At 36.3% G+C, this 13361-nt stretch carries 28 protein-coding genes; all 28 read right to left on the reverse strand.

Features of this window, described 5'->3' with window-relative positions:
- Positions 1-39: 39 nt before the first annotated feature.
- Entirely contained in the window at positions 40-1344 is a 1305-nt protein-coding gene (locus tag JCM1039_RS05205; RefSeq protein WP_025014931.1) for a PBSX family phage terminase large subunit, read from the reverse strand.
- The gene (locus JCM1039_RS05210; RefSeq protein WP_025014932.1) at positions 1313-1990 is read right to left on the reverse strand and encodes a helix-turn-helix domain-containing protein; all 678 of its coding nucleotides are present in this window, start codon (positions 1988-1990) and stop codon (positions 1313-1315) included. The genes JCM1039_RS05205 and JCM1039_RS05210 overlap by 32 nt, the downstream gene beginning before the upstream one ends.
- Before the next feature lie 14 nt (positions 1991-2004).
- Positions 2005-2286, reverse strand: a complete 282-nt coding sequence (locus JCM1039_RS05215; RefSeq protein ID WP_025014933.1) for a hypothetical protein — start codon at positions 2284-2286, stop codon at positions 2005-2007.
- A gap of 14 nt (positions 2287-2300) precedes the next feature.
- Positions 2301-2639 carry a hypothetical protein gene (locus JCM1039_RS05220; RefSeq protein ID WP_025014934.1) on the reverse strand — a complete coding sequence of 113 codons (339 nt, stop codon included), beginning with the start codon at positions 2637-2639 and terminating at the stop codon, positions 2301-2303.
- Positions 2640-2654: 15 nt separating this feature from the next.
- The gene (locus JCM1039_RS05225) at positions 2655-2975 is read right to left on the reverse strand and encodes a hypothetical protein (RefSeq protein ID WP_025014935.1); all 321 of its coding nucleotides are present in this window, start codon (positions 2973-2975) and stop codon (positions 2655-2657) included.
- A 32-nt stretch (positions 2976-3007) separates the two neighbouring features.
- On the reverse strand, positions 3008-3706 hold the full coding sequence (locus JCM1039_RS05230; protein WP_025014936.1) for a ParB N-terminal domain-containing protein: 699 nt from the start codon (positions 3704-3706) through the stop codon (positions 3008-3010).
- Positions 3684-3839, reverse strand: a complete 156-nt coding sequence (locus tag JCM1039_RS12165; protein ID WP_155831123.1) for a hypothetical protein — start codon at positions 3837-3839, stop codon at positions 3684-3686. Before JCM1039_RS12165 ends, JCM1039_RS05230 begins: the two co-directional genes overlap by 23 nt.
- 2 nt (positions 3840-3841) lie before the next feature.
- Positions 3842-4282, reverse strand: a complete 441-nt coding sequence (locus tag JCM1039_RS05240; RefSeq protein ID WP_025014937.1) for a hypothetical protein — start codon at positions 4280-4282, stop codon at positions 3842-3844.
- 2 nt (positions 4283-4284) lie between these two features.
- Positions 4285-4629, reverse strand: coding sequence for a hypothetical protein (locus JCM1039_RS05245; RefSeq protein ID WP_025014938.1), 345 nt, complete (start codon positions 4627-4629; stop codon positions 4285-4287).
- Between the two features lie 2 nt (positions 4630-4631).
- Complete coding sequence (locus JCM1039_RS05250) at positions 4632-5297, reverse strand: phosphoadenosine phosphosulfate reductase domain-containing protein (RefSeq protein ID WP_025014939.1); 666 nt, start codon at positions 5295-5297, stop codon at positions 4632-4634.
- Positions 5251-5403 (reverse strand): hypothetical protein, encoded by a 153-nt coding sequence (locus tag JCM1039_RS12170; RefSeq protein ID WP_155831125.1) that lies wholly within the window; start codon positions 5401-5403, stop codon positions 5251-5253. Before JCM1039_RS12170 ends, JCM1039_RS05250 begins: the two co-directional genes overlap by 47 nt.
- 14 nt (positions 5404-5417) lie before the next feature.
- On the reverse strand, positions 5418-5792 hold the full coding sequence (locus JCM1039_RS05260; RefSeq protein ID WP_025014940.1) for an ASCH domain-containing protein: 375 nt from the start codon (positions 5790-5792) through the stop codon (positions 5418-5420).
- Between the two features lie 855 nt (positions 5793-6647).
- Complete coding sequence (locus tag JCM1039_RS05265) at positions 6648-7100, reverse strand: ArpU family phage packaging/lysis transcriptional regulator (RefSeq protein ID WP_025014941.1); 453 nt, start codon at positions 7098-7100, stop codon at positions 6648-6650.
- 11 nt (positions 7101-7111) lie between these two features.
- A complete protein-coding gene (locus JCM1039_RS05270; RefSeq protein ID WP_155831126.1) occupies positions 7112-7345 on the reverse strand; it encodes a hypothetical protein in 234 nt (77 codons plus the stop codon).
- An 11-nt stretch (positions 7346-7356) separates the two neighbouring features.
- Positions 7357-7605, reverse strand: a complete 249-nt coding sequence (locus JCM1039_RS05275; RefSeq protein ID WP_025014943.1) for a hypothetical protein — start codon at positions 7603-7605, stop codon at positions 7357-7359.
- Positions 7606-7698: 93 nt separating this feature from the next.
- Positions 7699-7890, reverse strand: a complete 192-nt coding sequence (locus JCM1039_RS05285) for a hypothetical protein (RefSeq protein WP_025014944.1) — start codon at positions 7888-7890, stop codon at positions 7699-7701.
- Positions 7880-8077: a hypothetical protein gene (locus JCM1039_RS05290; protein WP_025014945.1), complete on the reverse strand. Its 198-nt coding sequence runs from the start codon at positions 8075-8077 to the stop codon at positions 7880-7882. The genes JCM1039_RS05285 and JCM1039_RS05290 overlap by 11 nt, the downstream gene beginning before the upstream one ends.
- Before the next feature lies 1 nt (position 8078).
- Entirely contained in the window at positions 8079-8690 is a 612-nt protein-coding gene (locus JCM1039_RS05295) for a hypothetical protein (protein WP_025014946.1), read from the reverse strand.
- On the reverse strand, positions 8668-9165 hold the full coding sequence (locus JCM1039_RS05300) for a hypothetical protein (RefSeq protein ID WP_025014947.1): 498 nt from the start codon (positions 9163-9165) through the stop codon (positions 8668-8670). Before JCM1039_RS05300 ends, JCM1039_RS05295 begins: the two co-directional genes overlap by 23 nt.
- Positions 9158-9772 carry a hypothetical protein gene (locus tag JCM1039_RS05305; RefSeq protein WP_025014948.1) on the reverse strand — a complete coding sequence of 205 codons (615 nt, stop codon included), beginning with the start codon at positions 9770-9772 and terminating at the stop codon, positions 9158-9160. The genes JCM1039_RS05300 and JCM1039_RS05305 overlap by 8 nt, the downstream gene beginning before the upstream one ends.
- The gene (locus JCM1039_RS12175; protein ID WP_155831128.1) at positions 9772-9939 is read right to left on the reverse strand and encodes a hypothetical protein; all 168 of its coding nucleotides are present in this window, start codon (positions 9937-9939) and stop codon (positions 9772-9774) included. The genes JCM1039_RS05305 and JCM1039_RS12175 overlap by 1 nt, the downstream gene beginning before the upstream one ends.
- On the reverse strand, positions 9929-10309 hold the full coding sequence (locus tag JCM1039_RS05315; protein WP_025014949.1) for a hypothetical protein: 381 nt from the start codon (positions 10307-10309) through the stop codon (positions 9929-9931). The genes JCM1039_RS12175 and JCM1039_RS05315 overlap by 11 nt, the downstream gene beginning before the upstream one ends.
- A 39-nt stretch (positions 10310-10348) precedes the next feature.
- A complete protein-coding gene (locus tag JCM1039_RS05320) occupies positions 10349-10714 on the reverse strand; it encodes a hypothetical protein (protein ID WP_025014950.1) in 366 nt (121 codons plus the stop codon).
- Between the two features lie 10 nt (positions 10715-10724).
- Positions 10725-11177, reverse strand: coding sequence for a hypothetical protein (locus tag JCM1039_RS05325; protein WP_025014951.1), 453 nt, complete (start codon positions 11175-11177; stop codon positions 10725-10727).
- Positions 11178-11915, reverse strand: coding sequence for a helix-turn-helix domain-containing protein (locus JCM1039_RS10805; protein WP_051523212.1), 738 nt, complete (start codon positions 11913-11915; stop codon positions 11178-11180). It abuts the gene before it with no gap.
- Between the two features lie 2 nt (positions 11916-11917).
- On the reverse strand, positions 11918-12634 hold the full coding sequence (locus JCM1039_RS05335) for a Sak single strand annealing protein (RefSeq protein ID WP_025014953.1): 717 nt from the start codon (positions 12632-12634) through the stop codon (positions 11918-11920).
- The gene (locus tag JCM1039_RS05340) at positions 12627-12884 is read right to left on the reverse strand and encodes a hypothetical protein (RefSeq protein ID WP_025014954.1); all 258 of its coding nucleotides are present in this window, start codon (positions 12882-12884) and stop codon (positions 12627-12629) included. The genes JCM1039_RS05335 and JCM1039_RS05340 overlap by 8 nt, the downstream gene beginning before the upstream one ends.
- Entirely contained in the window at positions 12884-13264 is a 381-nt protein-coding gene (locus tag JCM1039_RS05345) for a hypothetical protein (protein WP_025014955.1), read from the reverse strand. The genes JCM1039_RS05340 and JCM1039_RS05345 overlap by 1 nt, the downstream gene beginning before the upstream one ends.
- Between the last annotated feature and the right edge of the window lie 97 nt (positions 13265-13361).

Below are 13361 nucleotides of genomic sequence, written 5' to 3' on the forward strand. Positions count from 1 at the left end.
ATAATTATACTACATTTAAATAGCCTATGATCGTTGATATTATGCACTTAATCCTAATATTTGTTCGTTATCGAGACATAGGTATTTTAGAGCATCGCAACTGTGGTCGTATTCCTTGATAACTCTAGGCTTGTCACTGTTGACGGTTGCTGGATCCCACTGATACTTCTTGTGTTCATCTAGCATTGTTTCATTGCCCGGTGTCTTTAGTGCAAACAATCGCCCTTGTGCCAACAAGTCCTGTACACGGTCAATCATTTCAGGTTCACCTAATTTACGCACCTTAGACCACTGGACGCTGTACATTTGCCAATATTGGGTATAAATACCACCGTCCGCACTATCAATAGTCATGTTAGTAGGGTATAAGCCATACTTGTTAGTCATGCTATCAATAAAATCATGAATACGTTCTGCTTGCTCTTGTGCGCTTAGCTTTCTAGCGTACTTAGTTGGATCATAGTAAAACGTATCTAAAACATAGGCGTTGTACTTGTTTGTAAAACCTAACGCCACACACGCCGTAGCTGACACCATAAAACCGGTATCTAGTCCATAGAAAATATCAGTCAAATATTCATCGTCTGGAATACGGTCAACAACTTTGAATAAGTCTATGTTGTAAACGTTGGTGCCAAGCCCAACAGCTTCACCAAGATAGAGCCAACGGTAGTAATCAGGATCGTTTTTCTTGTATTGCTCTATCAGTTTTAGTTGCTGCTTTGTAGTGAAGCCTAACTCATCATCTAAATAAGTTGAATGATCAATGAAATAATCATCATCTACTTCACGTTGTGTTACCCACTCATTCACCCACGCATAAGGGTTTCTAGGTGGGTTATATGAAATATAAATCTTAACTTGTTTAGCAAATGAAGGCTTTTGACGTATAAAAGTTGGTACAGATTGATCAAAAACATCAGGGCCTTTTAAGTTACTGAACTCTTCAAACCAAACTGCAATAACATTTCCAACAATATTAGACTTCAATTTCATTGGATCATTAGCACCGTAAAAATAAAACGTTGATCCTGTTACTTTGTGTCTAATAATCATAGGACTTACACGAGTTTGAAATTGATCTGAAACATGTAGCAAGTCAATAGCCCAAAGAATCTGATTGTAAACAGAATCTCTTAAATATTGTTGGTTCTCACGAATACAGATAACATTCACGGTCTTACCTTGCTGAATGTATTTCATCATCGTTGTTACAAGTTTGAGACTGATAACAGATGACTTAAAACTACCACGTCCGCCTTTGCATACTATGTAAGGCTTGTCAGTAGTCCACATATCATAGAAATGAGGGTTAATCTCCTTGCTTAGTTGAACTGTCTGCATTTTTGTCTCTCAACTCTTTCAACTTAGAAATATCATCAACAACAACGGTCGCATTATCTGGATTGTCAGCTTCCTCAAGTGCTTTGAGTTGCTTTTCACTGATATTAGCTTCAGCAATAGCTTTACGTGCTTGTGCTTCGTTAAGCTTCTTAAACGTTTGATCACGGTACTTGTCGGGCTCTCTATTTTTAAGCCAAAAGATCATAGATGATACATTAGGATCAACTTCAGTAACTACTTGACGTTGTGCTATACGTTCGTAAACGTCCACATTTTCAGCGGTAGCAATCAATATTTCATTCTTAGTTGCCTCCGGGTGGTCAAGTTTGTACATATTCATGAACTTAGTTCTTTCAGCTTTCAGAACCATTTCATCTTTTTTGACCATTGCATAAGTAGTTGTCTTCAAAGTATGCTTTTTCATCGTTGAAATTAAATTTTCTTCAATTTCAGCGTCAACAACTTCTTTGCCTTTTTTTAGGGCGTCACTTATGTCACTATATGTCTTTACCCATCTTTGAAATGTTTGACGTTTAACGCCTATTTTCTTGGCAATCTGTTCATTTGTGAGGCCATCACGAGCCCAACTTCTTAATTTAGTTAGATTATCAGGCTCTAGCCATTTCTTATATTCAGCATGAGCCATCTAATCACTCCTTTTTATCCGCCACTCGAACCGAAAGACCCACGTTTCATCTTTGCATTTCTAAAACGCAACAAAGTATATCTAGTAGCTGTAGCATGTCGTCTAGCGTATTTCAATGAACGCATTAATTGACCACCGTTGGCTCTTAATGATTGACCGCCAGTAACACGATTTGCCATTCTAGTAACTCTACGTGTACCTTGTCCGGTTGTTTGCAATCTGCGTGGTACAACTCTGTGACTATTTCTGTAACTAGTAGTACGACTAGCACTGAATAAATCTAATTGTCTCGCCATAAAATCACTTCTTTCTATCCACCACTATGACCGGTTGACGGTTTCAGAAACTTAGGATCACGAATAGCGATTGCATCACGTCCTCTTAATCCTGCTAATGTATAGTGACCTCGATTGGCTCTTCTTACTCTTTGAAGTGCAGCAATACCACGTTGACCTCTAACGGAACTAAACTGTAATTTTCCACGACGCAACTCGCCCCTGGATAAACTTAAACTATTAGTACCTGATCTATGTGTATTTCTATGTAATCCGACTGTAGCTGTAGATCCTGATCTATTTCTACTAAAAGTGTTCATACTACCTGAAACAATAGTATTTTCACCAGTCATAAATTGCCGTCGTCTAGCCATTTGATCACCTCTTTGTTATCCGCCATTGTGTCCGGTTGAAGCTCTTTTTACAAAAAACTTACGTCCCGAAAATCCTCTAGTGCCACGTTTATCAAATACTGCATGAAAACTGCCACCATTATCACGTTCAATGTGCAATCTATTTGACGTTTTAGCATTTCTCATATAAGTCGTTCGTTCTTTAAATTGTGAGTTTCTACTAAGAAATAGATGATTATTAGGATTGCTATGAACTCTTTTGTCTTTACCTACATACATCAAAGGTCTTACAACTTCATTGCCAAGCCAACCGGATCTAGCACGTCTAACACTATTGCCCGGCCGTAAATTCAACATATGTGGCTCTATTCTTCTAGCCATCTAATCACCTACTTTTCAAAATATCGTTTCAATTGATCAAATGTAATGAACTCTTCATTAGCTGGAATATTGGCTTTCTTGTAAAACTCTTCTTTAGTTTGGTTATCAGGAAACACAACTTTTGTATAAAAATTAATAATCGTATCGTCCTGGTCTTTGTGTCTGAAGTCAGCTTTTTTCTTGTTAAATTCAGCAAGCCCAGCCATCTTGTCTTTTTCGTCTTCTACTTCATCATCGTATGGAGTTTCTTTTTTACTTGGCTTGTCGTCTTCAATGAATTGGCCATCAAAATCAACGTCACCATCGTATAAGAAATCAATATCTGCTTTATTGAATCCCATATCTTCAAAACTAACGTCTTTTGCTAAATCGGCTAACTCGTTTAAGTCCCAGTCACCTTGCATTGAAGGGTTATTCAATTGAACGTTTAACTTTTTCTCTGTTTTCAGATCACAATCAATTATCGCCACCGGAACGTCATAATCTTTTTTGCGGTAAATCTTATCCGCTGCAGTTAATCTTTGATGACCGCCAACTAATGTCCCGGTTCGTTTATTCCAAACTAACGGCTCTATCAGTCCATTTTCTTTGATAGCCTTGATTAATTTCTTTTGGTTGCTTTCATCAATGATACGAGGATTATAGTCAGCAAATTTAATTTGACTTCTTTTCACTGTTCCAAACTTAAAATGCTGTAATTCTTTCATCTATATACTCACCATCTGAATTAATTCCTACTTTTTTCTTGTGACTAAAGTCATAAAAAAATATTCCATCACCGCTAAGAATAAGCATTGTAGCCTTAGTCCACTTACCGTGACCGTATTTAACGTATTTCATGATTATCCACCTCTACTACCAGTAGAACCTTTTCTGAATGCTGCTCTACTGTTTCCAATAATTGAATAAGCTTTACCACGCATATTAGGTAGTCTACGTATTGATCCTGATTCGCTAAAAATAGCCAGACCCATGCTTTTACCTCGACTGCTTTGTGCATAAGCACCAACAACGTTAAATTTTCCGTCTCGTCGTGGTACAGCTACGGCCGGTTTACCATTTATTCTCATACCGGTTATTCTTCGTGGGCCAGTTAACTTACCATTGGCAAATAAACTTCGGCCTTTTGCATAAATACGTTGAATATTTGCATTTTGCTTTGGCTTGGGAGTTTTAGTAGATCTTCTACCATAAGAACTTCTTTCAAATGATCGTTTTAAGTCCTTATCAGTCACGCCAGCCCTAATTGCTCTAATTTGAGCATTATTTAGTAGCCGTACCATGATTAGTGACCATTCCTTCCTGTACTTGCTCTACTATGTGGGCCAAGATGCAATATTGAATACATTCTAGCCGGTTCTACACCCTGTTTTCTTAGTCTCTCGTATCTTCGCCCTACCGGGTCGTGTTTTCTTGCATAAACTCTAGCTTCAAGATTATTTTTAAACTTACCGGGGTGTTCTCTTTTAACACGGTCAACAATATACTCAAATGGTGGCTTTAAGCTACTACTTGAATCAGCATGATCATTGGTAGAACGAGTTCTATTAAACCATGCGTCAAACTTATTGTGTTGTCGTGTTAGCCAGCGTTCATAAGTTGTTGTACGTATCTCACCATAAGTAGCCATGTTTAGTCACCCTTTTCTTTGTAAGCTTCGTACTGTACTACCCCTGCTTCTGCTTCAGGGAAAAATTTCAATATTCTTTGATAATCTTCAGGATAAATACGTTTAATTGCTGATAATTCCTTACCAGCTAAACTATGAAAGCTAAATCCTAATTCTTGGTTGAACTTTGGATAAAATAAATGATTTTGACGCATGTATTGTTTAATTTCTTTGTCAGTCCAATACATGACCGGATAAAAGCGCCCACGTTGTTCATCAATAGAGCCGGAATGTTTCAGCATTGCACGCCGTACGATTGAATCGTTGATCTTTTCACCACCAGCTATCCAATAAATATCGGTTTCTTGACGTAAAGCCTCGTAAATAGCTCTAATCTTTACTCGTGGTACGGTGTAATCAGGATCACGAAACGAACCGAATCTATAAAAGTCGGAATTTTCAAAATGTGGCACTTCAAGAATTTCAACTCCCCAGCGGTGTTCGTACTTTTCTAACGCTTCTTCCTGAAACTTTAATCCAGGTACTAAATACATGAAGAACGGTTGAACGTGTTTAAAGTATTTCATGCAAAGATCCATAGTAACTATTGAATCTTTACCCATGCTGAATGAGACTAGCACGCTATCGGTTATCATGCTTTGAGTTTTGATTGCGTCCAGTAAACTCATTCTTCTTACGCTTCTTTCTTTCAAAGTCTCGTTCTAAATCTGCTAGGATTTTGTTTTCCATTCTGCAGCTAACAACGCCGTACTTTTTAGTTTTATACATAGGCAAAATAAAAAAGCGCCTTAGCGCTTCTTCCTTCTAAATTTTGGTTGATAGATCAACGGTTTGATTTCATCTTCAAATTGTTCTTTGCTAATGACTTTAATTAGCTTGTTTGGGACGTTAAATAATTTTAGCTGTCCTTTTACGTGTATTGGCTTAATTACTCTCACGTTGCTAATAATCCAGTGATAGAAGTCATCTTCTTCACAATACCGCACATCATCTAAATGAACAATACAAAGAGCATAGCCCGGAACAGCTCCGGCTATTTTTTTAGTGGTTGAACACATTAGCAAGTCACCACGGTATTTTGTATGCCAGGTTCGATATTCAATTTTCTTTTTACCGGTAATCATATCTAAAACATAATTACCTCTAACAGATAAAGCTTTCATCGTTTAATCCTCCTAATAGGTGTTACGAGAGTTGAACTCGTCCATGCTCTTTGACATGTCCCAGATTGAACACCTTAGCCGTTTAACACATAATTCTGATGATCCTTTTTAGGATCAAAGGGCTAACAAGGGATCGAACCTCGCTTATGTTTCGGCTATTGCATAAGGTATCCGACTACTTAGCCCAGAATGCCGTGAACGTGGATTAACGGGCACGGCAAACAATTAACATAGCTCAATAAAGAAACCTATCAAATCCGGCTAGGTTCTTTATTATGTCCGCTCTTGTAGCAAATGCTACCGTCATCGCAGACTATTGCACCTGGTGGGATCGGACACACCAGCAACTTCTTAACGCTCCAAAGTTGCGTCGCCAGACGGTACAACGCTGTTTGTTAAATGTGTAAATGAAGGACAGCATATAAAGGGCTTTTGTCTCCGCTGTTCCTACTTGTATCATGGTGTTTGTATGTACCTGCAATCAGGCTTTACAACATACTTCTTGGCTAGTATTGCTACTAGCCTATGAGCAATGGTCGGACTTGCACCGGCACCACGCCGTGTCGTACGTGTACTTTTGCGGAAGATTTACCGTTTTCATTGCTTCGTATCTAGTTAATCATCTAAAGAAAGGAGGTATTAATAATGAATAAACCTTGCACCACACAAAATTAAAATTGGTTGTCGAAAGTTTAGTTGCTCGTCTTCCTAAATTTTCGACACTATCAATATAAGGCTTTGTCTCGTTGGTTTGTCGTTGAATTACGTTGATTTTTTGTTGAATCTCGTTGAAATATCGTTGATTTACGTTGATTTTTCGTTGAAACTCGTTGATTTACCGTTGAAATTGTTATTTTAATAAGACATCAAAAGGGGTAAATCGTTGATATTACGGCGTTTACACCAAAATTCCAATCTTTCAGCAAACTCAACGCAAGCTTTTTTCTTTTCACGTCTTAATTGATAGTCACTGAAGCTTAATTTAATTTCGATTTGATAATCGGTTAATTCATTAATGTAAGCACTACGTAAAATAGTTTGATGTTTGGAGTTATCAAGATCTGAACAGTTATTAAGTGCAATTGCAATTGTTTCAGCTCTGTAGGTTGCTTGTTCTGCTTCGCTCAAATCAGCTATAAGGCTTTTTTCAACGCCGTTAACATTACTATGACTAGGTCCAGTTGAACTCATTTGAGGGCTTGATAATTGATTTACATGAATACCACCTTGATTCATGTAGTGCCAAAAATCATGCTGAAAAAAGTCTTTCACGTTTGAAACTGTTTCATTTATATTGTACTTAATCACTTGTATAACTCCTACTCTTTTTTGTTTATTGCGCTGCTAAGCTTACGAATGTGTTCCGGTGCATTGTATTTATGATAGCTAACAAGAAAATCATTAAACTCACGTCCACATAACTTAAGTTCAGCATGGTTACCACTGCTAATACGCTTTATATTGCCCTCATTAGTTATGACAAATGTGTACCAGCCTTCTGTAATAGTTAATCCCGGTCTCAATCTTTGCCCTTTAATAGAAAATTCTGTCATCTTACCTGCTTTCAAATCATCTTAATCAACAAAATTACTATAAATACTCCAATAAAAATCAAAATAAATTTAGCAAAATACGTGGTTACAAGTCCCATCAATACCCAAATGAGTACTATTGCTAATGCTTCAAAAAATCTACTAGCGAATGACTTTTCTATTTTCTTGTCGTGCAGAATATCGCCAGCACCCCATAGACCTATTAAAGTGCAAACAAATATCCAAACTATTTTTGCTAATGCTGCTAAATCAAAACTCAAAACTTATCTCCACATTGACTAAACATATAAATTGCTATTATTAACGCTAAAAAGATAATTGACACTACGAAACATACAGCAAAAAACAATAATTTATTTTCCATCGTCGTCTTCTTTCTCCTGCTTAATCAATGGCTTGGGTGGCTCATCGATTATTTTTCTTCCGCATTTTTGGCACTGATAAAAAGTAATTTCAAGATGATAATCAAAAACCTCTTTATATTCATGATGGCAAAACGCTTGTCTAAGCCATACAGCGAACTTAAATATCCAATCAGTTATCATTTTTCTCCTCATATTCAATAATCATAGTGATTACATTGGTTACAACTTGCTGATGAGCATCGACATGCTGCACCCAGTTATTCCTTAAGAATTGATGCAAAATTTTTATGTTGGAGTGTTGTGAGAGCCAGTCATTTACACAATCCTCAATAACATCGACTTTTTGAACAAATACTTTAATTTTCATGCTACATGCTCCTTAAGTCACTAACTAACTTGCTTGCTCTGTCAAATAGCCAACTTAATTTTGATAGTTGCTTATTATTTACCAGATTTACTAAAATCCCAAATGGTCTTATATCTGTATTTTTCACATCTTCAATGTTAATTCTGAAAACAGTGTTAAATTCATTTTCAAAAGCCATATCAATTTTGAGAGTTTTGTGATTTGCTACTTCTTGATTTACTTTAAATCCATGCTTCATTGTTTCATCAACAAAATCATAGATTAGTTGTTCTTTTGTTTTCTTTTGAGAATCGTTTGAAATATCATCTTCAAACGGCATTGTTGAGCCATTCTTTTCTTTTGAATTTAGCCAAACGTTAATAGCTTTATTTATTTCAATAAAATCATCAGTATTGTGATCTTCAATAAATCGCATTAATCCATAGGAACTATATTGCCTTTGATTGAAATAATACAAAACTTCCTCCTGCTCGCTTATTTTTCCATTAAAGACAATATAATCAGGATTATCAGTTAAGGGCTTAACTGTAAGTGATGAATCAATCTTATTCAATTTCTTTACAAGATATTTAATTGGTGTTTTTATTTCTTTAATTACCTTTTTTTCTTCCATATTCGGTTGCTCCTATCATGTCTCTAAGTTCTTTTAGCTCCCACGTACCTTCAGCATTCTCTATACCGCCGTATTTTTCATCAATAGCTATAAGTAATGCTGAACGTCTTTTTTTACGCTCTAAAGCCTGATTAAGCTCTTTACGTGACATTTTTGGTACGTGTGCAACAATACCAGGAACTTTTCTGTTATATCTATGTCCGGTGTAAAAATTTTCAATGTCCTTGTCGGTTGCTACAATCTTTCCCTCAAACTTCCAAACGATATACCATTTATGTGGCTCACTTAAATCGTGAAGGATAAACTTGTTTCTTATCAAATCGTGACGACTTTTTCTGATTATTCCGCCGCTGTAGGAATGAGGCCAGCCTAAATAATCATCTAGTAGCTTCAGTGAGTTAAATTTAATTGCCGTTTTATCTAGGCCATATTCTTTAAACTCACGTATTTCAACGCTATGTTCACGGCTATCCATTTTCAATCGCCTTGCCTATATACTGAATATCAGTAGACTTTGCACCACATACCGGGCACTTAAGACCACCATCAATCCAAATATCTAAGTCATTAGCCGCAAACTTATTTCTGCATTTTTGGCACTTGAATATTAAGTCTTCCGGTTGTTTTTTCTTTAATCGCTTATAGCTATTAATTACTTGTTTTTCTTGTCTAGTAACTTCATAACTACGTCCGTACTCGTCAAATGCTAAATGAGTTAGGCCGTCCCAATTGATTGTTAATGCTGATCCAGGTGCATAACAATCAAAAACGTGAGTTAAAAATTGATTTTTGTCCCAATTAAAATAAGTGTAAAAATCAATTCCTTTATTCCAGGGGCTAACATGGTATTCAGCTATTGCACACATTTTTCCAGTAGGATCAAAGGTAACATTTGAAACAAGTATTTTGTCTTGCTTAACTGGCCTCACTCCATGTTCAATGATCCAGTCACATACACGTTCTTTAACAATTTCAATAAAGACCGTAGCATTGTATTTAGCGCTTTTAAGCTCAATCTGATCATTTACCAGCTTCATAAGCTCCGCTTTTGGTTGCGGTCTCTTTTTACTTATTGCGTCCATTATTCCTTACTCCCTTGTAAGTTCTCATAGCCAAAATATAGGTTGTTTTCGTCTTCAAGTGCCTTCATTTGATCATGTAAGTTTGGATCTAAGCCAGTTAGCAGCTTCATTTCTGCCATCAAGTCCATAGCTACTAAGTACATATCAATATCATATTTATGCTTCATGATTGCCCCCGTTCAGCATTCTTTCAATTTGTTCTTGGCTAAATCCCATTGACTTCATAGTTTGTACTTCTCTAATTTGAGCAAACAAAACAAGTAATTCATAAATGCTTTGTTGGTCAAATTCTGAAATCCATAAATCGTTTTGCACGTGATATGCAAGCGTACATGGATCATATTCAACGTATTCTCGGCCATCACCGGTCTTTACGTAAAATCTAATGGTTAACGTCATACGATTAATTGAATAGCCATCATAGGCAATATCACTGAACTTCTTTATTCTTTTTTCAAGTTCCTTTGCTACTTGGTCAATATTAAAGTCGTGTTTGTACTTAGCTTCATCTTCATAGTCTTTAGTACCGTAAATCATTATTTTTCTCCTTAATTTATTGCCTGCTTGTTGTCATTTTTAATACCTTCTATGGTCGTATAAGTAATCACCAAGTGAAGACAGACTGTTCAAAATCATGTCTGTATTGCGTTGTTCGTACTCTTTGATAGTTCTTTTCTTTGTCTCATCATAATTAGAGCAAAGGCAACGTAAGAAAGTTTCTTGCTCGTTGTAGCTATAGTCACCAGATAATTCGCTTTGAAGAGTTGCATGATCGCCTGTATCCAATTTTTTTCTTAAATCTCCAGCGATAATCAGTTTGTCAAAGAGCGGATTTCTAAATGAACTAAATGCTCTTCGTACATCATCTTCCCAATGCTCAACTGCTTTTTCATGAATCTTCTGTTCCAAAAATGACTTTGTAATAGGTTTCTCTTCATTCATTTTCAATGCCTCACTTATAATCTAAGTAATTATCAAGATGTCTGAACTTTTCTGCTAAGTCTGCTGTTGAAGCTTTTAGTCTAGCATCATAAGCGCCTTGTCCATGTACATGATCGTAGGCTTGACGTTGTGCGTCTCTTTTGGCTTGTATTTCAGCATTTTTAGCGTCCCAGTCGGTGCCTATTTCAACTCTTATTTTTCCGTTATATCTTGCTTGTGGGTTCAATTTAAAAGGATCATTAGTCGGCTTTAACACTTGAAGTCGTCTCACCATATAACTAATTGGTTGCATTGCCTTTTTATTGATAGCTTCGTGATAAACACGATTAATGTCTTTATAAGAAACTTCAGGATAAATACGGCGTAGTTCATTCAATTCGCTATCACTAATACCGCACCCTGGTATTTGCTCTCTAAGATACGGTAGCAAGCTTTCAATAGGTGGTTTAGTTGCTGTTGCCATCTAATCGCCACCTTTTACGCTTGTAATTGAAGTTATTAGATAGCCTATAGGGTTCTGCACTTCTCCTCGGTTTACCTTGTTTACCACTGTGTACATAAGATCAATAGCGTCGCTTTGATCCATTGCAAGCAAACTATTTTTTATATGGTTGTATTGATAATTAGGTATAGAAACGTGAGCTTCATTACTAAACATTTTTATCAATCCAGTAATAACTTCTTCGTCATCATCTACTTCACCTGCACCGGCAAATGGATCTTTAATTTCATCATTTGAAGAAGAAGATTTAGATGATGATGATGTATTAGATGTTCTATTAGATTGATCTATTATCTTGTTATATTTAGGGGAAATGTGCTTCCCTACCCTGGTGAAATCAGTTTCCCCACCCTCGGGAAGTGTGTTTCCCCACCCTAGGGAAATGTATTTCCCTAGGGTGTCACCGGCTGTAATTTTTCTGCCAACTATGATCTTTTTATCTTTATCGGCGTAAACGTTGATACGCTTGATAAGTCCCTTCTTTTCTAGCAGAATTAAATAGTCTTTTACTGAACGTGGTGTGACGTTCAAACGTTTTGCAAGCTCTGAATTACTCATAAAGAACTCACCAGTTACATTCAGCATTGAAAGTATTTCGCCCATTAAAATGATTGATTTAGGTTTGATTAATAGATCTTTATCACGAGCTATTCCTACTGGCACCATCAAGAATGCTTTAACGCCTTTAAAATCTTCCATGATTAAGCCTCTTTCTTTTCTTCTTTAACGGTGTATAGTCCATTAGTTTCAATAAATTCATAAGCTGCTAAGTTCTTTGGATCACGTTTAGTCCAAGTTTCAATAAACATGTGAGCTTGTTTGTCGCCTGATTTTTCCCAGCTAACAACATCAACTAATTTTTCTTTACCGCCACCGTACTGAACTTCAAAGCGCTGCGCATTTGCTATTTTTTTCTTCAATAGCTGCGCTTTTGAAATTTTTGTAGGTGTCTCATCTTTTTCACTTGGTAAATCTTCACCGGCGTAAACATTCAATCCTAGTCCGGCAAATGCTAACGCCTTAACTAGCGCTCTCATTTGAGTTTTATTAATTTGACTGTAATTAGGTTTCATAACTGTTTTGTTGTGATTATCCATTACATAAAGTTGTGAGCTGAATTTTTGGCCTTCAATAATCACACTTGCTTCAACTTCACACCCAGCTATAGTCAATCTATAGTCAACTGTTCGGCCGGTTGCTACCCAGCCGTTATTAGTTGGTAAGTATTCCGGGTATTCTGTAATTTCTTTGTCAGCATCAGGGTAGATACTCTTAACTAGTCCCCAAGCTTTAGCCCAGCTTAAATAGTTAAGCCCCATTTTCTTTTCAATTAAGTGACTAACATCAATCTTTGAAAGAGTTGAATAAATGCTCTTTTTTACGTCTTCGCTAGTTTGTTGTTTCTTTTCTTCAGTCATGATTAATTTTCACCTTATCTGCATCTTGATTTAATTTCTGAATCACGTCTTCAATCATCGTGTTAAATGCTGATTGAACTTGCTCTTCAGGGGTTGCGTTGTAATTGCCGTTAAAATCGCCCTTGAAGTCTCTTAAATACTTCTTAGCCTTACCATATGTATCAAACGTTTTAGCGTCCTGGTACATTTCTTCTTTGATGTAAGGAATATCTGCAATAATTTGATTTAGCCATTTTTCAGCATCATTCATTAGTAGATACCTCCATCATCAATATCTAAATAACTGGTTAAGGTTTCACAATCGTATGAATCCTTTACTAGTTCTAAAAGATCTTCATAATTGTTAAGATCTAAAATAAAATCAAAATGATCAGGTGAAACATCGTTGTAGTCCATTTCATCTGCTAACTTGTTTAAATCTCCGTTGTAATGATTTAAACGTCCTTTAAGAAATTGAGCTGCAGATTTATAGCCGTTGGTGAAATCGTCCGCATACTTGCCAATTAGGGCTTCTTGATTGTCCGGAAGATAAACAACTAATGTGTCGGGATCATTTTCAGCTAATATTTCAAGCTTTTTTATCTCATTTTGACGGTTAATTTCATTAATCTGTTCTTGTGAGTAAAGCATTGTGATATAATCTCCTTAGATTGATTTTTTTATTATGTGAGTTTTCGCAAGTCCTTAACTATTGCCTTAGTTAAGGACTTTTTTGATACCTAAAATA

This window comes from Lactobacillus kitasatonis DSM 16761 = JCM 1039 (assembly GCF_000615285.1).
In the GTDB taxonomy this organism is placed as follows: domain Bacteria; phylum Bacillota; class Bacilli; order Lactobacillales; family Lactobacillaceae; genus Lactobacillus; species Lactobacillus kitasatonis.